At 59.2% G+C, this 23,104-nt stretch carries 21 protein-coding genes and 1 riboswitch; of the genes, 11 read left to right on the forward strand and 10 right to left on the reverse strand.

Annotated features, from left to right (window positions below; genetic code table 11):
* The first annotated feature begins 69 nt into the window (after positions 1-69).
* On the forward strand, positions 70-1,242 hold the full coding sequence (locus EL257_RS25495; protein ID WP_126367237.1) for a murein transglycosylase A: 1,173 nt from the start codon (positions 70-72) through the stop codon (positions 1,240-1,242).
* An 88-nt stretch (positions 1,243-1,330) separates the two neighbouring features.
* Here the strand turns inward: EL257_RS25495 and EL257_RS25500 are convergent, their stop codons facing one another.
* Together EL257_RS25500 and EL257_RS25505 are read right to left on the reverse strand one after the other, a co-directional pair.
* A complete protein-coding gene (locus EL257_RS25500; RefSeq protein ID WP_126367239.1) occupies positions 1,331-1,714 on the reverse strand; it encodes an MAPEG family protein in 384 nt (127 codons plus the stop codon).
* Between the two features lie 36 nt (positions 1,715-1,750).
* Positions 1,751-2,584 (reverse strand): EamA family transporter, encoded by an 834-nt coding sequence (locus EL257_RS25505; RefSeq protein ID WP_126367241.1) that lies wholly within the window; start codon positions 2,582-2,584, stop codon positions 1,751-1,753.
* Between the two features lie 305 nt (positions 2,585-2,889).
* Between EL257_RS25505 and EL257_RS25510 the strand changes: the two genes are divergently transcribed.
* Together EL257_RS25510 and EL257_RS25515 are read left to right on the forward strand one after the other, a co-directional pair.
* Positions 2,890-4,059 carry an MFS transporter gene (locus EL257_RS25510; protein WP_126367244.1) on the forward strand — a complete coding sequence of 390 codons (1,170 nt, stop codon included), beginning with the start codon at positions 2,890-2,892 and terminating at the stop codon, positions 4,057-4,059.
* Between the two features lie 288 nt (positions 4,060-4,347).
* A complete protein-coding gene (locus EL257_RS25515) occupies positions 4,348-5,613 on the forward strand; it encodes a cation:proton antiporter (protein ID WP_126367246.1) in 1,266 nt (421 codons plus the stop codon).
* On the opposite strand, the gene EL257_RS25520 is transcribed toward EL257_RS25515, so the two are convergent.
* Both EL257_RS25520 and EL257_RS25530 read right to left on the reverse strand, forming a co-directional pair.
* Entirely contained in the window at positions 5,614-6,501 is an 888-nt protein-coding gene (locus EL257_RS25520) for a formate/nitrite transporter family protein (RefSeq protein WP_126367248.1), read from the reverse strand.
* A 210-nt stretch (positions 6,502-6,711) separates the two neighbouring features.
* Positions 6,712-7,116 (reverse strand): acyl-CoA thioesterase, encoded by a 405-nt coding sequence (locus tag EL257_RS25530; protein WP_126367252.1) that lies wholly within the window; start codon positions 7,114-7,116, stop codon positions 6,712-6,714.
* A gap of 186 nt (positions 7,117-7,302) precedes the next feature.
* Positions 7,303-7,401, forward strand: a riboswitch (S-adenosyl-L-homocysteine riboswitch).
* A 23-nt stretch (positions 7,402-7,424) separates the two neighbouring features.
* Between EL257_RS25530 and ahcY the strand changes: the two genes are divergently transcribed.
* The 4 genes from ahcY to EL257_RS25550 all read left to right on the forward strand — a co-directional run bounded on the left by ahcY (position 7,425) and on the right by EL257_RS25550 (position 12,958).
* Entirely contained in the window at positions 7,425-8,834 is a 1,410-nt protein-coding gene (gene ahcY / locus EL257_RS25535) for an adenosylhomocysteinase (RefSeq protein ID WP_126367254.1), read from the forward strand.
* Between the two features lie 185 nt (positions 8,835-9,019).
* Positions 9,020-9,865 carry a methylenetetrahydrofolate reductase [NAD(P)H] gene (gene metF, locus EL257_RS25540; protein ID WP_126367256.1) on the forward strand — a complete coding sequence of 282 codons (846 nt, stop codon included), beginning with the start codon at positions 9,020-9,022 and terminating at the stop codon, positions 9,863-9,865.
* 187 nt (positions 9,866-10,052) lie between these two features.
* Entirely contained in the window at positions 10,053-10,865 is an 813-nt protein-coding gene (locus EL257_RS25545; protein WP_126367258.1) for a substrate-binding periplasmic protein, read from the forward strand.
* Positions 10,866-11,086: 221 nt separating this feature from the next.
* On the forward strand, positions 11,087-12,958 hold the full coding sequence (locus tag EL257_RS25550) for a DEAD/DEAH box helicase (RefSeq protein WP_126367260.1): 1,872 nt from the start codon (positions 11,087-11,089) through the stop codon (positions 12,956-12,958).
* Positions 12,959-13,209: 251 nt separating this feature from the next.
* Here EL257_RS25550 and EL257_RS25555 read toward each other — a convergent pair whose 3' ends face one another.
* The gene (locus tag EL257_RS25555; RefSeq protein ID WP_042606592.1) at positions 13,210-13,788 is read right to left on the reverse strand and encodes a YceI family protein; all 579 of its coding nucleotides are present in this window, start codon (positions 13,786-13,788) and stop codon (positions 13,210-13,212) included.
* A gap of 31 nt (positions 13,789-13,819) precedes the next feature.
* On the reverse strand, positions 13,820-14,371 hold the full coding sequence (locus tag EL257_RS25560) for a cytochrome b (RefSeq protein ID WP_126367261.1): 552 nt from the start codon (positions 14,369-14,371) through the stop codon (positions 13,820-13,822).
* 332 nt (positions 14,372-14,703) lie between these two features.
* Between EL257_RS25560 and EL257_RS25565 the strand changes: the two genes are divergently transcribed.
* The gene (locus tag EL257_RS25565; RefSeq protein ID WP_126367263.1) at positions 14,704-15,195 is read left to right on the forward strand and encodes a hypothetical protein; all 492 of its coding nucleotides are present in this window, start codon (positions 14,704-14,706) and stop codon (positions 15,193-15,195) included.
* Positions 15,196-15,613: 418 nt separating this feature from the next.
* On the opposite strand, the gene EL257_RS25570 is transcribed toward EL257_RS25565, so the two are convergent.
* Positions 15,614-17,383: a flavin monoamine oxidase family protein gene (locus EL257_RS25570; protein ID WP_126367265.1), complete on the reverse strand. Its 1,770-nt coding sequence runs from the start codon at positions 17,381-17,383 to the stop codon at positions 15,614-15,616.
* A 222-nt stretch (positions 17,384-17,605) separates the two neighbouring features.
* Between EL257_RS25570 and EL257_RS25575 the strand changes: the two genes are divergently transcribed.
* Together EL257_RS25575 and EL257_RS25580 are read left to right on the forward strand one after the other, a co-directional pair.
* Positions 17,606-19,012, forward strand: coding sequence for an adenosylmethionine--8-amino-7-oxononanoate transaminase (locus EL257_RS25575; protein WP_126367267.1), 1,407 nt, complete (start codon positions 17,606-17,608; stop codon positions 19,010-19,012).
* 144 nt (positions 19,013-19,156) lie between these two features.
* Positions 19,157-19,876, forward strand: a complete 720-nt coding sequence (locus tag EL257_RS25580) for a 16S rRNA (uracil(1498)-N(3))-methyltransferase (RefSeq protein WP_126367269.1) — start codon at positions 19,157-19,159, stop codon at positions 19,874-19,876.
* Between the two features lie 88 nt (positions 19,877-19,964).
* On the opposite strand, the gene trhA is transcribed toward EL257_RS25580, so the two are convergent.
* Positions 19,965-20,582 (reverse strand): PAQR family membrane homeostasis protein TrhA, encoded by a 618-nt coding sequence (trhA, locus tag EL257_RS25585; RefSeq protein WP_126367271.1) that lies wholly within the window; start codon positions 20,580-20,582, stop codon positions 19,965-19,967.
* Positions 20,583-20,788: 206 nt separating this feature from the next.
* On the opposite strand from trhA, the gene EL257_RS25590 reads away from it, so the two are divergent.
* Positions 20,789-21,709 carry a LysR substrate-binding domain-containing protein gene (locus EL257_RS25590; RefSeq protein WP_126367273.1) on the forward strand — a complete coding sequence of 307 codons (921 nt, stop codon included), beginning with the start codon at positions 20,789-20,791 and terminating at the stop codon, positions 21,707-21,709.
* A 198-nt stretch (positions 21,710-21,907) separates the two neighbouring features.
* On the opposite strand, the gene madM is transcribed toward EL257_RS25590, so the two are convergent.
* Together madM and madL are read right to left on the reverse strand one after the other, a co-directional pair.
* Complete coding sequence (madM, locus tag EL257_RS25595; RefSeq protein WP_126367275.1) at positions 21,908-22,672, reverse strand: malonate transporter subunit MadM; 765 nt, start codon at positions 22,670-22,672, stop codon at positions 21,908-21,910.
* A 5-nt stretch (positions 22,673-22,677) separates the two neighbouring features.
* Positions 22,678-23,070, reverse strand: coding sequence for a malonate transporter subunit MadL (gene madL / locus EL257_RS25600; RefSeq protein WP_101161179.1), 393 nt, complete (start codon positions 23,068-23,070; stop codon positions 22,678-22,680).
* Positions 23,071-23,104 lie beyond the last annotated feature (34 nt).

Here is a 23,104-nt window from a genome sequence, read left to right on the forward strand (position 1 = left end):
TAGCCCTATTAAAAACGAGGGTTGTCCGAGCGCATGGAGCGCTTGGACAATCGACACAGGAATGACTCCATGAACAGCCGCTCCAAGGCCTGGCATTACCCGTTGATCGCAACCCTGCCGCTGCTGGCAATCCTCGCCGGCTGCACCGGTGGAGATAACGCCAAGCCGAAAACCCACGCCCTGGCGACTTATTCCAGCGCAACCTGGGATGCATTGCCGGCGGTGTCCGACAGCGATCTGGTGGCCGGCTTTGGTTCATGGCGCAGCGCCTGCACACGCCTCAAAGCTGATGCCGTCTGGGGCACAACCTGCGCGGCGGCAGCCAATGTGCCGCAGAATGCCAACGACATCCGCGCGTTCCTCAAGCAGAATCTCGATGTCTACGGTTTGCGCGCAGAAAACGACAATCCCAACGGTCTGATCACCGGCTACTACGAACCGGTCTACCCCGGCAGCCTGACGCCCACCGAAACGGCGAACGTGCCGGTGTACGGCGTTCCCGAAGACATGATCATCGTCTCCCTCGACAGTATTTATCCCGAACTCAAAGGCAAGCGCTTGCGCGGCCGTCTCGAAGGCCGGGTACTCAAACCTTACGACGATGCGGCGACCATCGAATCCCAAGGCGTTAAGGCACCCGTGGTGGCCTACCTGACAGATCCGATGAACCTGCAATTTCTTCAGATCCAGGGCTCCGGACGTATTCAGACCCAGGATGGCAAACAGCTGCGCATCGCCTACGCCGATCAGAACGGCCATCCCTATCGGCCGATCGGCCGCTGGCTGGTCGAACAAGGCGAGCTGAAGAAAGAAGAAGTGACCATGAGCGCGATCAGCAACTGGGCCAAGGCAAATCCAGCGCGTATCCCGGAACTGCTCGCCAGCAACCCGAGCTATGTATTTTTCACCCGTAACCCGGACAGCAATGAAGGTCCGCGCGGTTCGCTGAACGTGCCGCTGACTGCCGGTTACAGCGCGGCAGTGGATCGCAAAGTGATTCCGCTGGGCAGCCTGTTATGGCTGTCGACCACACGCCCGGACGGCACACCATTGGTGCGCCCGGTTGCAGCACAAGACACCGGCGGCGCGATTGCTGGCGAGGTGCGTGCGGATCTGTTCTGGGGCACCGGTGATGCGGCGGGCCAATTGGCCGGGGACATGAAACAGCAGGGGCAGATCTGGATGCTCTGGCCCAAGGGCGCGGCGCTGCCGCAAGTGCCGCAGGTGGCTGACAAATCTTAAAAGCAAAAGATCGCAGCCTGCGGCGGGTCCTACAGGAGTACGCATTCCCCAGTAGGACCTGCCGCAGGCTGCGATCTTTGATCCTGGTTTACATGGACACAAAGAAGAACGAAGCAATCAGCCCCATGCCCACAAACCACACCACCGAGCGCAGTGCTGCCCAGTCGGCCAGGTAGCAAATGATATAGAGCAGGCGACTGGTGATGAACAGCACCGCCAGTACGTTGACCGTCACCAGTTCCGCCGTACCCACCAGATGTGCGACGAGCACTGCCGCAGCGAACGCCGGTGTCACCTCAAAACTGTTGAGTTGCGCTGCATGGGCGCGTCGAGCGACGCCATCGACGCTGTCGAGAAAATCCCGCGGATCGTAGTTATCCTTCAGCCGGAAACCACCGGTTGCCTTCGCCACGATCGTGCACACGTACGGCAGAAAGATCGCGATCAACACACACCATAGAGCCACTGTCATAACGCCGTCCTTTTTCGAATTTGGATTTACGGGCTGTCAGAACTTCATGACCAGCATGCCGATCAGCACCAACCCACAGGCTAAGAGCCGTGGCCGGCCGAAAGGTTCTTTCAGGTAACGCATACCGAACAACACCACCAGAATCACACTGATCTCACGCAACGCCGCCGCCTCGGCAATCGAGCCCAACTGCATCGCCCACAGCACCAGAGCGTAGCTGAACAATACGCAGAACCCGACCGCCAGTCCGAGCTTCCATTGCTCACGCCAGAACTGCATGAACGCCGGCCGCCGCGCGACACAGGCCAACAGCGGAAACGGCCAGGCGCTGAGCAGCGTGACCCAGACCAGATAATCCAGCGGGTGCGACCAGCGCCGCAACGCCTGGCCGTCGATGTAGGTATAACAGCCGATGCACAAGCCGATCAGCGCCACCACCGGCAGCATCGACCACGGCAAATGTTTTCCGCCACCGCCCTGCCACAGCAGGCAAACCATGCCGAACGGTATCAGCAGGATGCCGAAGATTTGCTGAGCGGTCAGGACTTCACCGGCAAAGATCAGCGTCAGCGCCAGCACCACCAGGGGTGACAACCCGCGCATCAAGGGGTAGACCAGGCCAAGGTCGCCTACGCGATAAGCCTGAATCAGCAAATAGCGATAAAGCAGCTCGAACGCAGCGGACGCCAGAATCCACGGCCAGATGTCCATCGGTGGCAGATTCACGAAGGGCAACGCCACAGCGACAAACAGCAACGCCACGGTGTCCATGCAGGCGACCACCAACAGTCGCTCGGCACTGAATTTGATCAAGGTATTCCACGCCGCATGCAACAGCGCCGCCACCAACACCAGAGCTGTCGCCAGCACGTCCCACCCCTTATTCAATCAGCCCCGGTAGGAGCTGCCGAAGGCTGCGATCTTTCGTTTTTGGTTTTTTTACAAACACGTCAAAAGATCGCAGCCTGCAGCAGCTCCTACAGTGAGTGGCCAATTAGTCAGATTATTGATTCGCGATGTGTCAGCAGCTGTTTATACTGCAACCCACCACGCCGTACTCAGCTGCACACCAAAAAATTCCAATAAAGGCTGCCCGTTCCGCTTTCTTTACGAAGCGGTCGCTGGCACGCGTATGCCTGATCAAAGCGTCAAGACTACTAACAGAGACCTTGCGCATGCCACTCGCCTTGCTTGCCCTCGCTGTTGCCGCATTCGGCATCGGCACCACCGAATTTGTCATCATGGGCCTGCTGCCCGACGTCGCCCGCGACCTCGCCGTAAGCATCCCGCACGCCGGGCTTCTGATTACCGGCTATGCGCTGGGGGTCGTCTTCGGCGCGCCGATCCTGGCGATCGGCACCGCAAACATGCCGCGCAAAGCGACGCTGCTGGGTATGACCCTGATGTTCATCCTCGGCAACATTCTCTGCGCCCTCGCGCCGAACTACGCGACGCTGATGGCCGCAAGGGTGGTCACCGCGTTGTGCCATGGTGCGTTCTTCGGCATCGGCTCGGTTGTCGCGGCCGGGCTGGTGGCACCGAACAAACGCGCGCAGGCGATTGCCATGATGTTCACCGGCCTGACGTTGGCCAACGTGCTCGGCGTGCCGTTGGGCACTGCGCTGGGGCAATACGCCGGTTGGCGCTCGACGTTCTGGGCAGTCTCGGTCATCGGTGTGATCGCTGCACTGGCGCAATGGTTGTGGTTGCCAAAACATATCCCGATGGACAAGGCCAACCTCGCCAGCGAATTCAAAGTGTTGGGCAAGGTCAATGTGCTGTTGGCGCTGGGCATGAGTGTGTTGGCATCCACCAGCCTGTTCAGTGTGTTCACCTACATCGCGCCGATCCTGCAGGACATCACTGGCGTCAGCCCGCATGGCGTGACAGTGATGCTGCTGTTGTTCGGCGTCGGTTTGACGGCGGGCAGCATGCTCGGCGGACGTCTGGCCGACAGCCGCTTGCTGCCGTCACTGGTCGGCGTAGCGTTGGCGGTAGTGGTCATCCTCGCAGCGTTCAGCCAGACCAGCCGCTCGGTCGTTCCGGCCGCGATCACGCTGGTGTTGTGGGGAATTTTCGCTTTTGCGCTGTGCCCGATCCTGCAACTGCTGATCATTGATCAGGCACATGAAGCGCCGAATCTGGGCTCAACGCTTAACCAGAGCGCGTTCAACCTCGGCAACGCAGCCGGTGCCTGGATCGGCGGGCTGGTGGTTGCCAGTGGCGCGGACCTGGCGGACTTGCCGTGGACCGGGGCGCTGGTTGGCGTGCTGACTGTGCTGACGGCGCTGTGGTTTATTTTTCTGCAACGTCGGCGAGCGTCTGCGGTCAATGTGTCCGGCTAATCGTGTTGTGCCAGACAGAGCCCTCACCCTAGCCCTCTCCCAGTGGGAGAGGGGACTGACCGTGTGAATGTTCGAGTTACATCGACCTGAAATTTCGAGCCGAACTCAGGCCCTTAAAGGCATGAAGATCTGCTCCCTTTCCCCCTCTCCCTAAGGGAGAGGGCTGGGGTGAGGGGGCTCTTGATCTAATCGCACCATCAACTGTGTCCCGATCCTGATCCAGCCCATCCAACCGCTGCACCAAAGATTCGGTGCGCTATCTTTCACCCCTCATCCAAAGGACCCCGGATGCTTGAACTTGTCGCCGCTTTCATCTGCCTCACCACCCTCCTCACCTTCGTCAATTTCCGCTTCATCGGACTGCCGCCGACCATCGGCGTGATGGTCACCGCGCTGCTGTTTTCCTTGATTCTGCAAGGCCTGAGCGTGCTCGGCTTTCCCGGCCTCGAAGATCGCGTGCAGCAACTGATCGGCCAGATCGACTTCGGCGATCTGCTGATGAACTGGATGCTCTCGTTCCTGCTGTTCGCCGGCGCCTTGCACGTCAACCTCAATGATTTGCGCAGCTACCGCTGGCCGATCGGCTTGCTGGCAACCTTTGGCGTGTTGATCGCCACGGTGGTGATCGGCAGCCTGGCCTTCTACATTTTTGCCCTGTTCGGCTGGCACGTGAGCTTCCTCTATTGCCTTCTGTTCGGCGCGCTGATCTCGCCGACCGACCCGATTGCGGTCCTTGGCGTGTTACGTACCGCCAATGCATCGAAACCACTGAAAACCACCATCGTCGGCGAATCGCTGTTCAACGATGGCACTGCGGTGGTGGTGTTCACCGTTTTGCTGGGGATTGCGCAACTGGGCGAGACCCCAACCCTGAGCGCCACAGCCATGCTCTTTGTTCACGAGGCGATTGGCGGTGTGTTGTTCGGCGGGCTGATCGGCTATCTGGTTTACCGGATGATCAAGAGCATCGAGCAGCATCAGATCACCGTCATGCTGACCCTGGCCCTGGTCATCGGCGGTTCGGCGATGGCCAGTGAGATTCACGTTTCGGCACCGATTGCGATGGTGGTCGCCGGCCTGATTATCGGTAACGTCGGGCGCAATCTGGCGATGAACGACATGACTCGCCGCTATCTCGACGGTTTCTGGGAACTGCTGGATGACATGCTCAATGCGCTGCTGTTCGCGCTGATCGGCATGGAGTTGTTACTGCTGCCGTTCAACTGGTTGCACATGGCTGCGGCCGGCTTGCTCGCGGTGGCGATTCTGCTGTCGCGCCTGCTCACCGTAGCGCCGGCGATCCTGCTGCTGCGCCGCTGGCGAACGGTGCCGGCCGGCACCATCCGCATCCTGACCTGGGGCGGTTTGCGCGGTGGGGTTTCGGTAGCACTGGCGCTGGCCCTGCCCTTGGGCCCGGAGCGCGACCTGTTGCTGAGCATCACTTACATCGTGGTGTTGTCGTCAATCCTGCTGCAGGGTCTGACGATCGGCAAACTGGTCAAGCACGCGACGCGCAACGAGCCCGCCGCGGCGCCTGAACCGGGTCATCACTGATCATTTTTTGATCGACTGCGGATTGGGCGCTACAGCCTGATCCGCAGATTCTTTCGGCGCACCACTCTCGCTGCGAATCTGCGCATGGCTGATCAGCGCGAAGATGAAGCTGCCGCCAATGATGTTTCCCGCCAGCGTCGGCGCGGCGAAAACTGCCCAGAAATCACTCCACGGCAACTCGCCCGCAAAGACCAGATACGACACTTCCGCCGACCCGACCACGATGTGCGTGAAGTCGCCCAGCGCCATGAAGTAAGTGATGAGGATGATGATCCACATCTTCGCGCTCTCCATGGACGGGATCATCCACACCATGGTGGCGATCATCCAGCCGGAAACGATGCCCTTGGCGAACATCTGACTGGCGCTGTGTTCCATGACCTTGCGGCCGATCTCGAGGAAAGCGACGTCGGTCTTGCTGTCGAAGATTGGCAATTCCAGCATCACGTAGGCCACCAGAATCGTGCCGCAGAGGTTGCCGACCAATACCACTGTCCACAAACGGATCAGTCTCAGGAAATTCTTCAGCGTCGGCTTGGTCATGACCGGCAGCACGGCGGTCAGGGTGTTTTCGGTGAACAGTTGCTGGCGGGCAAGGATTACCGCGAGGAAACCCGCGCAATAGCCGAAACTGGCGATGACCTTGAATTCGTCGCCATCGGGCAGGCGCGAATTGAGCAAACCCATGCCCATCAGGGACAGGCCCATGGTCAACCCTGCCGCCAGCGCCGACCACCAAAGCGCGGCAATGCTGCGTTCCAGTTCCTGGTCGCCCTGGGTGCGGATGATTTCATGCAGAACGGCCGCGCGCGGCGGCTGGCTCTTCTCGACTTCGTGCTGCTCCTTGGCCGAGAGGTCGGGGGTCTTGTCGCTGGTGGGGGTGGTCATGGCGTGGGAACCGGTGGGGGGCGATGTAGCTACGACCGTTGCGCTTGGGAATACGTTCTGTAGCCACCCCACAAATGCATGGCCGAACAATGTAGGAGCTGCCGCAGGCTGCGATCTTTTGATTTTTAGAAGCAAGATCAAAAGATCGCAGCCTTCGGCAGCTCCTACAGGGGCAGGTGATCCGTGCTCGCGAAGAATGCGTCGCCAATCCTATTGAACGGGCTCGTCATCCTTGAACTGGTCTTTGACGTATTTGATCTCGGTCCGGCCGTGCGGCGCTGGCAAGCCGTCTTCGCCGAGGTTGACGAAAACCATCTTCTCGACCGTGAGAATGCTCTTGCGCGTGATTTTGTTGCGCACTTCGCAGGTCAGAGTGATCGAGGTGCGGCCGAACTCGGTCGCGGTGATGCCCAGTTCGATGATGTCGCCCTGGCGCGAGGCGCTGACAAAATTGATTTCCGAGATGTACTTGGTCACCACGCGCTGGTTACCCAATTGCACAATGGCGTAGATCGCCGCTTCTTCGTCAATCCAGCGCAACAGGCTGCCGCCGAACAGGGTGCCGTTGGGGTTGAGGTCTTCGGGTTTAACCCATTTGCGGGTGTGGAAATTCATGGGGGGCTCCAAGGTTGAGGCGTTTGGGCGTTAGGGGTATCGGCTCCAGCTTCAAGTTTTAAGCTACAAGCTGCAAGTAAAAGCCGATCAGCTTGTCGCTTGCAGCTTGCAACTTGCAGCTCAAAGACCGGTATAATCGCCCCCGTTTCAAAACGGTAACGTTCACTTGCTACCGTTTCCCGCCACCTGTCCGAGGGGCGCTGCAGCAGGTTCGACCTGTCAGGCTCGGATGGGGCGTTGACCGGCTCAGGCCGGACACTAAACGCACAACGGCGCCCATTCGCATACATTACGAATGGAGGCTCTTCATGAGCGCTGTTATCACGCCTGCAGATTTTACCGATTACAAAGTTGCCGACATGTCCCTGGCTGCCTGGGGCCGTCGCGAAACCATCATCGCCGAATCGGAAATGCCGGCCCTGATGGGTCTGCGTCGCAAGTACTCCAGCGAACAGCCGCTGAAAGGCGCCAAGATCCTCGGCTGCATCCACATGACCATTCAGACTGCCGTGCTGATCGAAACCCTGGTTGCCTTGGGTGCCGAAGTACGCTGGTCGTCGTGCAACATTTTCTCCACTCAGGATCAGGCCGCTGCCGCTATCGCTGCCGCCGGCATCCCGGTTTTCGCCTGGAAAGGCGAGACTGAAGAAGAGTACGAGTGGTGCCTTGAGCAGACCATCCTGAAAGATGGCCAGCCATGGGACGCCAACATGATCCTCGACGACGGCGGCGACCTGACCGAGCTGCTGCACAAGAAATACCCGCAGGTGCTGGACCGCGTTCACGGCGTGACCGAAGAAACCACCACCGGCGTACACCGTCTGCTGGACATGCTGGCCAAGGGCGAGCTGAAGATCCCTGCGATCAACGTCAACGACTCGGTGACCAAGTCCAAGAACGACAACAAGTACGGCTGCCGTCACAGCCTGAACGATGCGATCAAGCGCGGCACCGACCACCTGCTGTCCGGCAAGCAAGCGCTGGTCATCGGTTACGGTGACGTGGGCAAGGGCTCGGCTCAGTCCCTGCGTCAGGAAGGCATGATCGTTAAAGTCTCCGAAGTTGACCCGATCTGCGCCATGCAAGCGTGCATGGACGGTTTCGAACTGGTTTCGCCGTTCATCGACGGTATCAACGACGGTTCCGAAGCGAGCATCGACAAAGCGCTGCTGGGCAAGATCGACCTGATCGTGACCACCACCGGTAACGTCAATGTTTGCGACTCGAACATGCTCAAAGCCCTGAAGAAGCGCGCCGTGGTCTGCAACATCGGTCACTTCGACAACGAAATCGACACCGCTTTCATGCGCAAGAACTGGGCATGGGAAGAAGTGAAGCCACAGGTACACAAGATCCACCGTACCGGCCCGGGCGCTTTCGACGCGCAGAACGACGATTACCTGATCCTGCTGGCCGAAGGCCGTCTGGTGAACCTGGGCAACGCCACCGGTCACCCAAGCCGCATCATGGACGGTTCGTTCGCCAACCAGGTTCTGGCGCAGATCTTCCTGTTCGGCCAGAAATATGCCGACCTGTCGCCAGCCCAGAAAGCCGAGCGTCTGACCGTTGAAGTACTGCCGAAGAAACTCGACGAAGAAGTGGCCCTGGAAATGGTTCGCGGCTTCGGCGGCGTGGTTACCCAACTGACCAAGCAACAGGCTGACTACATCGGCGTCACCGTCGAAGGCCCGTTCAAGCCGCACGCCTATCGCTACTAAGCGCAGCTGCGAGCTTCAAGCTGCAAGCAGCAAGTAAAAGCGGGTGGTTTACTTGAGGCTTGTAGCTGTCGCTGGCTTCTTCATCGTTATTTCGCAGCCGCTGGTTGCAAGCTCAAGCCACAAGATTTCGGCGCTCCGCCCTCTTGCAGCTCAAAGCTTGCAGCTTGCAGCTGGAGGCCCCCTCCATGTCCCAAGACCGTCGCTACAGCTTCGAATTCTTCCCGACCAAGACCGATGCCGGACAAGAAAAGCTGTTGGCCACTGCCCGTCAGTTGGCCACATACAACCCTGATTTCTTTTCCTGCACCTATGGCGCTGGTGGTTCGACCCGTGATCGCACCCTCAACACCGTTCTGCAGCTGGAAAGCGAAGTCAAAGTACCGGCCGCACCGCACTTGTCGTGCGTCGGCGACAGCAAGGACGACCTGCGCGGCCTGCTGAACGAGTACAAGGCTGCCGGTATCAAGCGCATCGTCGCCCTGCGCGGCGACCTGCCGTCCGGCATGGGCATGACCAGCGGTGAGCTGCGTCACGCCAATGAACTGGTGGAATTCATTCGTGAAGAAACCGCCGATCATTTCCACATCGAAGTTGCCGCTTACCCGGAAATGCATCCGCAAGCGCGCAATTACGAAGACGATCTCGCCAACTTCGTGCGCAAGGCCCGCGCTGGCGCCGACAGCGCGATCACCCAGTATTTCTTCAACGCCGACAGCTATTTCTATTTCGTCGACCGCTTGCAGGCGCTGGGTGTGGATCTGCCGATCGTGCCGGGAATCATGCCGATCACCAACTACAGCAAACTGGCGCGCTTCTCCGATGCCTGCGGTGCGGAAATTCCGCGCTGGATCCGCAAGCAACTGGAAGCCTATGGCGATGACACGCCAAGCATTCAGCGCTTTGGTGAACAAGTCGTCAGCGAGATGTGCGAACGCCTGCTCCAGGGTGGCGCACCGGGGCTGCATTTCTATTCCATGAACCAGGCTGAACCGAGTCTGGCGATCTGGAATAACCTGAAATTGCCGCGCTGAGGCAATCTTCGAGCTACAAGCTACAAGCAAGATCAAAAGATCGCAGCCTTCGGCAGCTCCTACATTGAGATTTCGTATCCCGTGTAGGAGCTGCCGAAGGCTGCGATCTTTTGCTTTTAAATGCCCGAAACAGAGCTTCTACTGCCACCTTCTGGCTCTTTCGCGTTTCTCGTCGTAATCTCAAGCCATGCCTTTGATCTTGCAGTTGTCCGCGGTGCTGGTTTTTGCTTGCCTGAGCTTCGCCGCTCGGGGCGAGAAGTTGCGCATTGTCACTGAGCCCTGGGCGCCTTACGTGTATGAGGAAGGTGGCAAAAACCTCGGTCTTGACTACGAAACCACAGCCATCGTCTTCAAGCGTCTGGGCATAGAAGTCGATTGGCAATTTCTGCCGTGGAAGCGTTGCCTGTCGATGCTCGAGACCGGCCAGGCGGACGGCGCTCTGGATATCTTTCACAGTGCCGAGCGCGACCTCACGCTGCTTTACCCGAGCGAGCCGCTGTCGGACGTCGAATTCGTGATGTTTTATGCCAACGACAGACCACACCCGTTCAACACCCTCGAAGAACTCAAAGGCCTGACCATCGGCACTTCGCCGGGCTATTTGTACAGTCCGGATTTCAGCGATTCGAAACTGTTTACCCGCGAACCGGCGCCGACTCATGAAGCCAATTTCGGCAAACTGGTGCGTGGACGTATTGATCTGCTGATCACCGATCGCCGGGTCGGCCAGCATTTGCTCGATGAGCTGAATATCCGCGACCAGATCAGCGAAAACCCTACCGTCATCAGCCGTCAGAGCCAGTTCCTTGCGGTTCGGCGCAATGCCGGGATGGATTTGCTGGTGCAACGTTTTGGCGCCGAACTCAAGCGTTTCAAGCGCGAACCGGCCTACGCCGAACTGAGCGCGCGCTATGGCGCTGCGCCCGCGGACAGCCCGTCGCTGCGCTCGGCCACCGCCGATGGCAAAACCGTTGAGCAGCAGGAAAGCAGCGCGCAGTGATTGCTCTGTTATACTCCGGCGTTCCCGCCAGGCTCACGCCCGGACGCCCGGAACCGTAACAGGCCTCTCGCCCCGCTACAGCGCAGCTTTCAGCCAGCGCGAGCGCTCCAGACGTGCCTTCGGAACCGCAGCAGGACCGGACGGGATTGCGTCCTCTTAAACGTGATTCGCGCCAGGCAAGACTCCCATTGGGCCAAGCCCTAACTAAAACAGGATTACTCATGTCCTTTGCTTCCCTCGGTCTCTCCGAGGCTTTAGTCCGCGCCATCGAAGATGCGGGCTATACCGAGCCTACTCCGGTGCAACAGCGGGCCATTCCCGCCGTGTTGCAAGGTCGCGACCTGATGGTTGCGGCACAGACAGGTACCGGTAAAACCGGCGGTTTCGCCCTTCCGATCCTGGAGCGGTTGTTCCCCAACGGTCACCCGGACAAATCCCAGCGTCATGGCCCGCGCCAACCGCGCGTACTGGTCCTGACCCCTACCCGCGAACTCGCGGCCCAGGTACACGAGAGCTTCAAGATCTACGCCCGTGACCTGAAATTCGTCAGCGCCTGCATCTTCGGCGGCGTCGGCATGAACCCGCAGGTTCAGGCCATGTCTCGTGGTGTCGACGTGCTTGTGGCCTGCCCGGGTCGTCTGCTTGATCTCTGCGGCCAGGGCAGCGTCGATCTGTCCCACGTTGAAATCCTCGTCCTCGACGAAGCCGACCGCATGCTCGACATGGGTTTCGTCCACGACGTGAAGAAAGTTCTCGCGCGTCTGCCGTCCAAGCGTCAGAACCTGCTGTTCTCGGCGACGTTCTCCAAGGACATCACCGACCTCGCCGGCAAACTGCTGCACAACCCGGAACGCATCGAAGTAACGCCGCCGAACACCACGGTCGAGCGCATCGAACAACGCGTCTTCCGTCTGCCGGCCAGCCACAAGCGTGCGCTGCTGGCGCACCTGATCACCGCCGGCGCGTGGGAACAGGTGCTGGTGTTCACCCGCACCAAGCACGGCGCCAACCGTCTCGCCGAGTACCTGGACAAGCACGGCCTGCCAGCGGTGGCGATCCACGGCAACAAGAGCCAGAACGCGCGCACCAAAGCGCTGGCCGACTTCAAGGCCAACCAGGTACGTATTCTGGTTGCCACCGACATCGCCGCACGCGGCCTGGACATCGATCAGTTGCCCCACGTGGTCAACTTCGAACTGCCGAACGTCGATGAAGATTACGTGCACCGTATCGGCCGTACCGGTCGTGCCGGTCGTTCGGGCGAGGCGATCTCGCTGGTTGCCCCGGACGAAGAAAAACTGCTGAAAAGCATCGAGCGCATGACCAAGCAGAAGATCGCCGATGGCGACCTGATGGGCTTCGATTCGAGCACCATTGAAGCCGAGAAGCCGGAAGTGCGTGAGCGTCCGGACGTGCGCAACCCGCGCAACTCCCGTGGCCCACGCGGCGACGGCCCGAATGGCGGTGGCGGTGGCGGCGGTCGCAAGGACAAAGGCAAAGACAAGGGCAAGGAAAAGCCGGCCGGTGAACGTGGCGAGCGTCCTGCCCGCCAGCAGAAACCGCGCGAAGGCGCGCCTAGCCGCGAACAGCGTCCGAGCCAGCCACCGCGTGCAGCGGCTGATCGCGCTCCGGACGAGTTCTTGGACGACGATATCGATAACTTCGGTAACCGCGTCGACTACGTACCCAAGCCTGCCCCTGCGGGCGGTCGCGGTCGTCGTCCTGGCGCCCCGGCGCAAGGCGCAGGTTCGGGCGCACCGCGTGGTGGCCAGCCACAAGGTCGCCAGAACGGCCCGCGCAACAGCAACGGTTCGAGCACCGGCACCCCACCAGCCAAACGCAGTGGCCCGCGCAACGGCGCACCGCGTGACGGTCAGTCGGCTCGCCGTGACGAGTCCTCGTCGCGCAACCGCCGCCCGGCCCGTGATGATCAACCACGCGCCGAGCCGGCCGTGCAGAACCCACGCACCAATGGTCCGAAGATCATGCACAAGGAATCGAAAGCCGACCGCTTTCCAACGCCTGAGCAGCTCGATCAACTGCCAACCCGCCCGCGTGGCGAAAAACCAGCGCTGCTGACCCGCAATCGCTGAGTTTGAAGCCGCAATAAAAATGCCCCGGTTCGAAAGAGCCGGGGCATTTTTTATGAGCACTGCAAAATGCTGTATGTAGGAGCTGCCGAAGGCTCGGGCCGCGTTCGGACGATCTTTTGATCTTGATCTGGTCTTCAAAAATCAAGATCAAAAGATCGCAGCCTTCGGCAGCTCCTACAAGGGACCTGTGTTGCATCAATAAAAACGCCCCCGGCCTTTCAACCGGGGGCGTTTTTGTGTGGCGGCGAAATTTATTTCGCTTTCACACCTTCAAACGAAACATACAGCTCAACTGCATCGGACTTCGGACCGAGGTCTTTCTGCTTGCCGAAATCGGAACGCTTGATGGTGGTGGTGCCTTCGAAGCCGGCACGGTAGCCGCCCCATGGATCCTTGCCTTCGCCGAGGAAAGTCGCTTTGACGACAACCGGCTTGGTCACGCCCAGCAGGGTCAGGTCGCCGGTCACGTCAGCGGTGTTGGCACCGGTGGATTTGACGCTGGTGGAAACGAAAGTCGCCTTGCCGAATTTGCTGGCGTTGAGGAAGTCAGCGCTGGCGATGTGCTTGTCGCGCTCGGCGTGGTTGGTGAACACGCTGGCGGTGTTCACATTGAACTCGATCTTGCTGTCTTCAGGCTTGGCAGCGTCGAAGCTGAACTTGCCGTCGATGTCCTTGAAGGTACCGGTGATGAAGCTGTAGCCCAGGTGGCTGATCTTGAAGTCGACGAAGGCGTGCTGGCCTTCCTTGTCTACCACATAGTCAGCGGCCATTACGTTAGCGGACAGCACGGCAGAACCGATTGCCAGAGCGGCCAGAGTCTTTTTCAACATGCTTTCTTTTCCTTTGAGTCGAGGTTGAATTTCAGGCTTTGCGACCGAGCATTCGAGTGAGGGTCGCATCACGATCGATAAAGTGGTGCTTCAATGCTGCCAACGCATGGAGACCGGAAAAAATTACCAGCGCCCACGCCAGCCAGAGATGAATCACCCCAGCGGTATCTGCCTGATCCGGTAGTCCGGAGAGCAGTGCAGGAACTTCAAACAGGCCAAACACCGGGATCCCGACACCGTCTGCGGTGGAAATCAGGTAACCGGCAATCATCACAGGGAACAGCGCAAGGTACAAAAACCCATGACCGAATTTGGCGCCGATGCGCGTCATGCGGCTGTAGCTTTTCAGCGTAGAAGGCGGCGGGCTGATGAAACGCCATACCACCCGCAACACCATCACAGCGAGCAGCACCAGACCGATGCTCTTGTGCAGGTCCGGCGCGTCTTTGCGCCAGGTGCTGTAGTAATCCAGCCCTACCATCCACAAACCCAGCGCAAACAGCCCGAAGACCACCAGCGCTACGCCCCAGTGCATGAAGATGCTGACCCAACCATAGCGCGAAGAAGAGTTACGTAGCTGCATTGCCCAAATCCTGTAAGAACTGCGAACCAAGACTAGCGAGTTATCTATCGAATTAAAGCGGAAAATTTTGCTTTGAAATATCGAGAAATACGATCAAGAGTCTGCGAGTGGCGTGTTAAGGAAGGATTAAAGGCGAATTCATCGCGGCTCGCAGAGTACTGGGAGCTGCGTCCGTCCAATTATTCCAGTGCAATCAGGACCTGCACCTCACCAATTCCGCTTAGGATCGAGACGCCAACAAAAATTTTTTCGAAAATATATATGTACCGCAGATTGCCAAATCCACCCTGATCAAATGGAGCCTCAACCATTCATTTAGAAGGTGATGAAATATGGCTCTTCGATATACCCCCTTCCAGGCAAGTGGATCATCCGTATTACCTCCAAACCAAACCATGTCTGCGGGCCAATATTTACAATCCGAAAATGGCCGATTTCGTTTGCTGTTGCAGGCTGATGGAAACCTGGTAATTAAAGATGCAGAGGCAATAGCCTGGGTTGCAGACAATCATCAGCCATTCAGTAGAACGCTGCATCAAAAGAGGATGCGCGAACCTCTGCAATTCGTCATCAGCAACAATGGCTTTCTTTACGACCCATCCCGCCAGCGATTATGGATTGCCGAGAGTAATCACAGCACTGAAAAAGCACTTTGGTACAACACTCACCTCATCATTCAGGATGATGGAAACCTCGTCATCTATGATCAACGAAACGGACAGCTGTGCTGGGCCCGCTGGGGTTTCGTCCCTGGAAGGTTTCCCAAGCCGAAGCCGCTGAAGGTGTTATTTCAGGGGATTCCAGTCTTCACTTGGGACTTCTGATGAAACCAAAACCGTCGATTCGTCCACCATTTCTCCAGCAGCGCGCGATTAATTGACCGAGCACTCAGTCCTTAACGGGTCCATTCTGCATTTGTGTGCTAGTACGGGATCATTTACGGGAATCATCGGCGTCGTGAGTGGATCTCGATATTCACCGAATACACAGCCAGCCAATGCGACCGACAGAATCAGCAATGTTGTTATTTTCATATGCACTCCATGTTTTTCCGGAGCCTAGGGGTTGCGGCACGCGGTGTTCAATCAATCTCTTCTGAAGAATGCGTGGGATGTTTCTGATATTCACGAAAGATTGCCGACGAGATCCGACAACGGTCTAACTAACCTGAGCCAAAAGCGGATAACCAGACAAAAAAAAGCGCGGCATGAAAGCCGCGCTTTTTTCATTCACCTCAAAGCTTTACTGCGCCTTGGTCTCGGTAGTTGCCGCTGGCTTGGCGGCTGGTTTAGCCGCTGGCTTCTTGGCAGGCTCGGCCTTTTTGGCTGGCGCCTTTTTCGTTTCGGTCTTGGCCGCAGGCTTCTTCGCGGGTGGCTTGGCCGCTGCTTTCTTCGCAGGCTCGGCTTTTACCGGGACCGCTGACTTCGGTGCTTCCACCGGAGCGGGTGCAGGTGCCGGGGTCGGCGCAGGCGCTGGAGCAACCGGGGCCGGAGCAGGCTCTGGCGCCTTCACAGGCTCAGGCTTCTTCTCGTCATCCGAACCACCGAACAGATTCGTGAAGAAGTTACCCTTCTTCGCCGCCCCGGCACCCGCCGCGCCTGCCGCTGCTGCAGCAGGAACCACTTTGACCGGCTCAAACGACTTGCCCGCCGCGAGATCTTCCACCTGACTGGCCGCGCGCTGGCCGGTGCGCAGTGCGCCTTCCAGCGTGCCCGGGTACAAGGTGTCGGTGTGTTCGCCGGCGAACGCTACGCGTTGCAGCGGACGTTCCCACAGGCGCCAGAATTTGCTGATCTGACCCGGGCCGTAAGCCAGGTAGGCGCCGCCCATCGACGGGTCGGTGCTGTAGCGACGGATTTCATAACCGGTGAACGAGCCACGGGCCTGTGGATAAAACGCGTGCAGTCGGATCAGCACCTGATCGACCATTTGCTTGTCGCCGAACGCCTGCATGACCCGCGCGTTATCGCCGGACAGGTTGATCACCACGTTGGCGCCGCCCTTCAGCGCCGGCTCGATCCAGAGCATGCCTAAACCTGCGTTGCTGTAGATCTCGCCGGACATGCGCGATTTGCTTTCCCACACCGGCGTCTTGAACTTCAGCATGATCTGGTCGCGCCAACCGTAGTTGGTGCCTTTGATCGCTGCCAGATGCTGAGCATCCAGCGCCGGGGTCAGCGCGATCTTGTTCAGTGCGCGCAATGGCACCGCCAGCACCACGTAATCAGCCTGATAGCCGACGCTGCCGACTTTGACGGTCACGCCGTCTTTGTCCTGGGTGATGGCCGAGACCGGCGAGTTGGTCTTGATGGTCTTGATCTGTTTGACGAAAGCCTGGGCCAGCACCTGGCTACCGCCGACCAGACGCGAGGCGCGCAGGTCACGGTCGGAAACACCGCGATAGACGCGGGTCTGCTGGGCGAAATACAGCAGCGACAAACGCGAAGGTTCGTCGTAGTGGGTGCGGATGTCCTGATTGATCAACTGACGCGCAGTAGCCGGCAGGTTCTGCTTGTCGAGCCAGCTCGATACGGTGATCTGATCCAGCGCATGCAGGGTGGCGGTCGCCGCCGGGTTCTGCGGATCGTCGATCGAGCGCGCCAGATCGTCGAGAGTTTTCTGGTAGCGCTTGAGGGCATCGGCGGTGGCCGGCTGCTTGGTGGCCAGATCAGCGGCGGTGAAATAATCGCCGTCGATCAGGTAACTCGGCGTGCGCACGAACTCCGGCGCCGGCGTGGTGCCGAGCTTGAAGGTCGACACGTATTTGTTCAGCACTGGCTGGGTCTTGTCGTTGCCGATCCACTCGCTGGTGGCCATGCCCGAGCGACCGCCCAGGCTCGGTTTGGCTTCCAGCAGAGTGACCTGCCAGCCTTTGTTCTGCAGCTCGTAAGCAGCAGTCAGACCCGACAGGCCGCCGCCGATCACGATTGCGGTTTTATCCTTGGCCAGCGCCGTAACGCTGAACAGCCCCAACATCACCAGCGCACAGGCGCGCAGCCAACCGACAGACATTCAGCGAACTCCGGAAAAACACGTGGGAAAAAGCAGTTTTGCGAGTCAGAAGACTCAAGAACCGCGAAGAATACGTTAGCCATCAAAACGCCGCCAGCAACGTCTATCGGCTCAGACAAAGTAGCTCAATCGACACAATGGGTTGTCCCCACGCGATGCATTGCATAGGCTTGCGCGATTGTTCGCCCGCGCCTGACGCGAGCCGCCTCGAGGAGACTGTAAATGGGCCTGAATAACCAGTGGATGCAACGCGACCTCGCGGTGTTGTGGCATCCCTGCACCCAGATGAAAGACCACGAACAGCTGCCGCTGATTCCGATCAAACGCGGCGAAGGCGTCTGGCTCGAAGACTTCGAAGGCAAACGCTACCTCGACGCGGTCAGCTCGTGGTGGGTCAACGTGTTCGGCCACGCCAACCCGCGCATCAATCAGCGCATCAAGGATCAGGTCGATCAACTCGAGCACGTGATTCTCGCCGGATTCAGCCATCAACCGGTGATCGAACTGTCCGAGCGTCTGGTGAAAATGACGCCGGACGGTCTGAATCGGGTGTTCTACGCCGATAACGGCTCGTCGTGCATCGAAGTCGCGTTGAAGATGAGCTTTCACTATTGGCTCAATCGCGGTCAGCCCAATAAAAAGCGCTTTGTCACCCTGACCAACAGCTACCACGGCGAAACCATGGCAGCGATGGCGGTCGGCGATGTGCCGCTGTTCACCGAAACCTACAAAGCGCTGCTGATGGACACCATCAAAGTGCCGAGCCCGGATTGCTATCTGCGCCCGCAAGGCATGAGCTGGGAAGAGCATTCGCGCAACATGTTCGCGGCCATGGAACAGACGCTGGCGGAAAATCATGACAGCGTCGCGGCGGTGATCGTCGAGCCGCTGATTCAGGGCGCCGGCGGCATGCGCATGTATCACCCGGTCTACCTCAAACTGCTGCGCGAAGCCTGCGACCGTTATGGCGTGCATCTGATCCACGACGAAATCGCCGTCGGCTTCGGCCGCACCGGCACCATGTTCGCCTGCGAACAGGCAGGCATCCGCCCGGACTTCCTCTGCCTGTCGAAAGCCCTGACCGGCGGTTATCTGCCCCTGGCCGCGTGCCTGACCACCGACGAGGTCTACAGCGCGTTCTACGACGACTACCCGACCCTGCGCGCGTTCCTGCATTCACACAGCTACACCGGCAATCCGCTGGCTTGCGCGGCGGCGTTGGCGACGCTGGACATCTTCGAGCAGGACAATGTGATTGAGAACAACCAGGCCCTGGCCCAGCGCATGGCCTCGGCAACTGCGCATCTGGTTGATCACCCGAACGTGTCTGAAGTGCGCCAGACCGGCATGGTCCTGGCGATCGAGATGGTCAAGGATAAAGCCACGAAGGAGGCCTACCCTTGGCAGGAGCGCCGTGGTTTGAAGGTCTTCCAGCATGCGCTGGAGCGTGGTGCGTTGTTGCGGCCACTGGGCAGCGTGGTGTATTTCCTGCCGCCGTATGTAATTACGCCGGAGCAGATCGATTTCCTCGCCAAAGTCGCCAGCGAAGGCATCGATATTGCGACGCGTGACAGCGTCAGTATCGCCGTGCCGAAGGACTTCCACCCCGGCTTCCGTGATCCGGGCTGATCTACTTCACTTAAGCTTCAGCGGTGACCGGACTACCGTCATCGCTGGCAAGCCAGCTCCCACAGGGTTTTGCGCAGAACCTGTGGGAGCTGGCTTGCCAGCGATGGGGCCGCCAGACTTTTACAAATTTTACAGAGACCCCGCATGAGACTGTCCCGCTTCTTTATCGACGCCCCGCTGAGCATTGGCGAACACGAACTGCCGGAAGCCCAGGCGCATTACATCAGCCGCGTGCTGCGCATGGCCGAGGGTGATGCGCTGCAGTTGTTCGACGGCTCCGGCCATGAATTTCGCGGTTCGCTGGTGGACGTCGGGAAGAAACGCGTGGTGGTGCAGATCGACGAGCAATTCGCCGGACAGGTCGAATCGCCGCTGCAGATTCATCTCGGCCAAGGCCTGTCCCGAGGCGAGCGGATGGACTGGGCGATTCAGAAAGCCACCGAACTCGGCGTCAACGAAATCACGCCGATTTTCAGCGACCGCTGCGAAGTGCGCCTCAAGGACGAACGCGCCGACAAGCGCTTGCTGCACTGGCGGCAGGTGGCGATCAGCGCCTGCGAACAATGCGGACGCTCGCGGGTGCCGGTGATTCACCCTCCGGTGTTGCTGGCGGACTGGATCAAGCAGACCGAAGCCGAGCTGAAACTGGTGCTGCATCCGGTGGCCGAGCCGCTGATCAGCCACGCGAAGCCGGCGACACTGGCGTTTTTGATCGGGCCGGAAGGTGGCTTGTCAGACGCCGAAGTCGAGCAGGCCAAAGGCAACGGCTTCCACGCCGCCCGCCTCGGCCCGCGGGTGCTGCGCACCGAAACCGCGCCGGTGGTGGCATTGGCAGTGGCCCAACAGCTTTGGGGGGATTTCTAAGGGCCCAAAAGATCGCAGCCTCCGGCAGCTCCTACAATTGAAATGCATTCCCCTGTAGGAGCTGCCGAAGGCTGCGATCTTTTGATTTTCAAAGGACGTAGAACAGAATTGCGACAAAGTGCAGCAAACTGCCGGCAATCACGAACAGATGCCAGATGCCATGGGCGTGCCGCAACCGGTGATCGAGGGCAAAGAAGATAATCCCCACCGTATACAAAACCCCACCCGAGGCCAGCCAGGCGAACCCAGCGGTCCCCAACGCTGCGATCAGCGGCTTGACCGCGACCAGCACAATCCAGCCCATCACCGCATAAATCACGATCGACAGAATCCGCGCCTCGGAACGCGGCTTGATCTCTTGCAGAATCCCGATCAGCGCAAGCCCCCAGACAATCCCGAACAGCGTCCAGCCCCATGGCCCGCGCAGCGTCACCAGGCAAAATGGCGTATAGCTGCCGGCGATCAGCAGATAGATCGAAAAATGATCGACCTTCTTCATGATCGCTTTCCTGCGCCCGCGCACGCTGTGGTACACGGTTGAAGCGCTGTAGAGCACCAGCAAGGTGAACGCGTAAATCGCCACGCTAACGATTTTCCATGGGCTGCCGTCGAGGCTGGCAATCACCAGCATCCACACGCCGCCGATAAACGCGGCGATCGCTCCGACCAGATGGGTCCAGGCGTTGAGTTTTTCCCCGTGATACATGTGTTGCACACCTCGTAGTCGCTACCGCAAGCGCGCAAGGCTCGGGCCTTGAGCGTGAAAGCGCAATGTTTGCGTTTGAAAGATCAAAAGATCGCAGCCTTCGGCAGCTCCTACAGGGAGATCGCCTTCCAATGCAGGAGCTGCCGAAGGCTGCGATCTTTTGATCTTCAAGGCACAATCGACGCATTCCAAAAAGAGTCCGCGCCATGCTGATCGACGAAGAACTGACCCTGAAAAAGCTCGAGGTGTTCCTCGCCTTCATGCGCACCGGCAACCTCGCCCGCGCCGCTGCCGAACTGCAGACCAGCAACGTCAGCGTGCACCGCGCCATTCATTCGCTGGAAAGCGCCCTGCGCTGCCCGCTGTTCAAACACGAAGGGCGCAACCTGACGCCGCTGGAAAGCGCCTATGTGCTGGAGGAACGCGCGCAAAAACTGATCAACGACGTGGTCGAAAGCGTGCGCCTGACCCGCGAAGCCGCCGGGTTCTCCGCCGAACGTTTCAAGCTCGGCTCGCTGTATTCGCTGACGGTCAAGACCGTGCCGCAGCTGATCATGGGCCTGAAAATCCGTCGCAGCGAACTCAACATCGACCTGATCCTTGGCTCGAACATCGACCTGCTCTACAAACTGAAGAACATGGAAGTCGACGCGATTCTGGTGTCGCTGGACGACAGCATCAACGATGCCGATTGCGCGCAGATCGCGCTGTTTTCCGATGACATCTTCCTCGCCACGCCCGCCGATTCAAAGTTCGCCCAGCGCAGTGAAGTGGATCTGGCCGAAGTGCGCGATGAAACTTTCATCACCCTGACTCAGGGGTTTGCCACGCATCAGGATGGTGTGCGGGTGTTCAAACAGGCGGGCTTCGAGCCGAAGGTGGCGATGCAGGTCAATGACATCTTCACCCTGCTGAGCATGGTCAGCTCCGGCGTGGGTTATGCGTTGCTGCCGGGCAGGATTGCAGCTGTGTACGAGAATCGGGTGAAGCTGATTCCATTGCAGGAGAAGTATCGGTTGCAGCAGCACATTGGCGTGGTGTTTCTGAAGGCCAAGGAGAGGGATCCGAATCTGCTGGCGTTGCTGGCGGAGTGTCGGATGTATGCCAATCGCCAGGCTGCGGTTTAGATCAAGATCAAAATCAAGAGCTACCCCCTCACCCCAGCCCTCTCCCCCAAGGGGTAGAGGGGAAAGGGAGCAGATCGGGGGCTTTTCAGAACCTGAGTTCGACTCAGAAATTTCAGGTCGATGAAACTCCTGCATCCACCTCGGTCAGTCCCCTCTCCCTTTGGGAGAGGGCTAGGGTGAGGGTTAGCTTTTCGGCGGTCAGCCCATCAACCCACGCATCACCAAAAACAACAGCGAAGGCCCAAGCAGACATCCAAGCGCTGTAAAGAACGCCGCCGTCAGGCAACCATAAGGCACCAGCTTCGGATCGGTGGCTGCCAAGCCGCCGGCGACGCCGCTGGAGGTACCCATCAAACCGCCGAAAATTACCGCGCTGCGCGGGTTGTTCAGGCCGATCATCGGGGCCACGAACGGTGTCATCACCATCACCAGAATCGCCTTGATCAGACCCGCCGCAATCGACAGCGCCATCACCTCGGAACTCGCACCAATCGCTGCACCAGTCACCGGGCCGACGATATAAGTCACCGCACCCGCACCAATCGTGGTCAGGCTCACCGCGTCGGTGTAGCCGAACGCCATGGCCACGCCGACTCCGGCAACGAACGACGTACCAACGCCGACAAACAACGCCAGCACACCCACAAACCCGGCACGCTTGAGCTCATCGACACTGACGCCAAACGCCGTCGCAACAATGGCGAAATCACGCAGCATTGCCCCACCCAGCAGGCCGATACCCGACAGCAGCGGGATATCCACCACACCCTTTTGCCCACCGGTCAGCGCGCCGCCGATGTACGACAGCAACAGCCCGAGCAGAATCGCGATCGCTGAACCGTGCAGACGGCCCTTGGTGAAGGTGTTGGACATCCAATAGGACACCCACATGGTCAGGCCGACAATCAGAAACCCGCTGATCAAACCGTAGCCGGTGATCACTTTCATCATCGATTCGTACATGGCGATCACCCCGCGGTCTTGGCTGGAGCGATCGGCGTCTGTTGCTTGTTGCCCATGCGCGTCAGCACCGGCACCAGAGCAAAGGCGATCACTACGGCGAGAGTACCGGCAAGAATTGCCATCGGCCCGCCCTTCAGCGCACCGTAGACATTTTGCTGCGCCGCCATGGCCACCACGATAGGAATGTAGATTGCGCTCCAGAACTCCACGCCCTGCTCGGTCTTGCCCTTGAGCCAGCCGCTTTTGTAGAGATAGCTGCCGAGGCCGATCAGCAGCAGCATCGCAATACCGACACCGCCGACGTTGGCCGGCACGCCGATCAGCTTGCCGAGCAATTCACCAACCCAGATACCGACCAGCGTACAAAAGGCGAGAAACGCCACACCGTAAATAATCATTGTTGTAGTCCTCAATGTGCATCGTCGAATGTTG

The organism is Pseudomonas fluorescens (genome assembly GCF_900636825.1).
GTDB classification, from domain to species: domain Bacteria; phylum Pseudomonadota; class Gammaproteobacteria; order Pseudomonadales; family Pseudomonadaceae; genus Aquipseudomonas; species Aquipseudomonas fluorescens_BG.

Excerpts from the sequence above, each read along its gene's own strand:
- EL257_RS25495 (WP_126367237.1), top strand. The coding sequence starts at position 70 with ATGAACAGCCGCTCCAAGGCCTGGCATTACCCGTTGATCGCAACCCTG.
- EL257_RS25500 (WP_126367239.1), bottom strand. The coding sequence starts at position 1,714 with ATGACAGTGGCTCTATGGTGTGTGTTGATCGCGATCTTTCTGCCGTAC.
- EL257_RS25510 (WP_126367244.1), top strand. The coding sequence starts at position 2,890 with ATGCCACTCGCCTTGCTTGCCCTCGCTGTTGCCGCATTCGGCATCGGC.
- EL257_RS25515 (WP_126367246.1), top strand. The coding sequence starts at position 4,348 with ATGCTTGAACTTGTCGCCGCTTTCATCTGCCTCACCACCCTCCTCACC.
- EL257_RS25520 (WP_126367248.1), bottom strand. The coding sequence starts at position 6,501 with ATGACCACCCCCACCAGCGACAAGACCCCCGACCTCTCGGCCAAGGAG.
- EL257_RS25530 (WP_126367252.1), bottom strand. The coding sequence starts at position 7,116 with ATGAATTTCCACACCCGCAAATGGGTTAAACCCGAAGACCTCAACCCC.
- ahcY (WP_126367254.1), top strand. The coding sequence starts at position 7,425 with ATGAGCGCTGTTATCACGCCTGCAGATTTTACCGATTACAAAGTTGCC.
- metF (WP_126367256.1), top strand. The coding sequence starts at position 9,020 with ATGTCCCAAGACCGTCGCTACAGCTTCGAATTCTTCCCGACCAAGACC.
- EL257_RS25545 (WP_126367258.1), top strand. The coding sequence starts at position 10,053 with ATGCCTTTGATCTTGCAGTTGTCCGCGGTGCTGGTTTTTGCTTGCCTG.
- EL257_RS25550 (WP_126367260.1), top strand. The coding sequence starts at position 11,087 with ATGTCCTTTGCTTCCCTCGGTCTCTCCGAGGCTTTAGTCCGCGCCATC.
- EL257_RS25555 (WP_042606592.1), bottom strand. The coding sequence starts at position 13,788 with ATGTTGAAAAAGACTCTGGCCGCTCTGGCAATCGGTTCTGCCGTGCTG.
- EL257_RS25560 (WP_126367261.1), bottom strand. The coding sequence starts at position 14,371 with ATGCAGCTACGTAACTCTTCTTCGCGCTATGGTTGGGTCAGCATCTTC.
- EL257_RS25565 (WP_126367263.1), top strand. The coding sequence starts at position 14,704 with ATGGCTCTTCGATATACCCCCTTCCAGGCAAGTGGATCATCCGTATTA.
- EL257_RS25570 (WP_126367265.1), bottom strand. The coding sequence starts at position 17,383 with ATGTCTGTCGGTTGGCTGCGCGCCTGTGCGCTGGTGATGTTGGGGCTG.
- EL257_RS25575 (WP_126367267.1), top strand. The coding sequence starts at position 17,606 with ATGGGCCTGAATAACCAGTGGATGCAACGCGACCTCGCGGTGTTGTGG.
- EL257_RS25580 (WP_126367269.1), top strand. The coding sequence starts at position 19,157 with ATGAGACTGTCCCGCTTCTTTATCGACGCCCCGCTGAGCATTGGCGAA.
- trhA (WP_126367271.1), bottom strand. The coding sequence starts at position 20,582 with ATGTATCACGGGGAAAAACTCAACGCCTGGACCCATCTGGTCGGAGCG.
- EL257_RS25590 (WP_126367273.1), top strand. The coding sequence starts at position 20,789 with ATGCTGATCGACGAAGAACTGACCCTGAAAAAGCTCGAGGTGTTCCTC.
- madM (WP_126367275.1), bottom strand. The coding sequence starts at position 22,672 with ATGTACGAATCGATGATGAAAGTGATCACCGGCTACGGTTTGATCAGC.
- madL (WP_101161179.1), bottom strand. The coding sequence starts at position 23,070 with ATGATTATTTACGGTGTGGCGTTTCTCGCCTTTTGTACGCTGGTCGGT.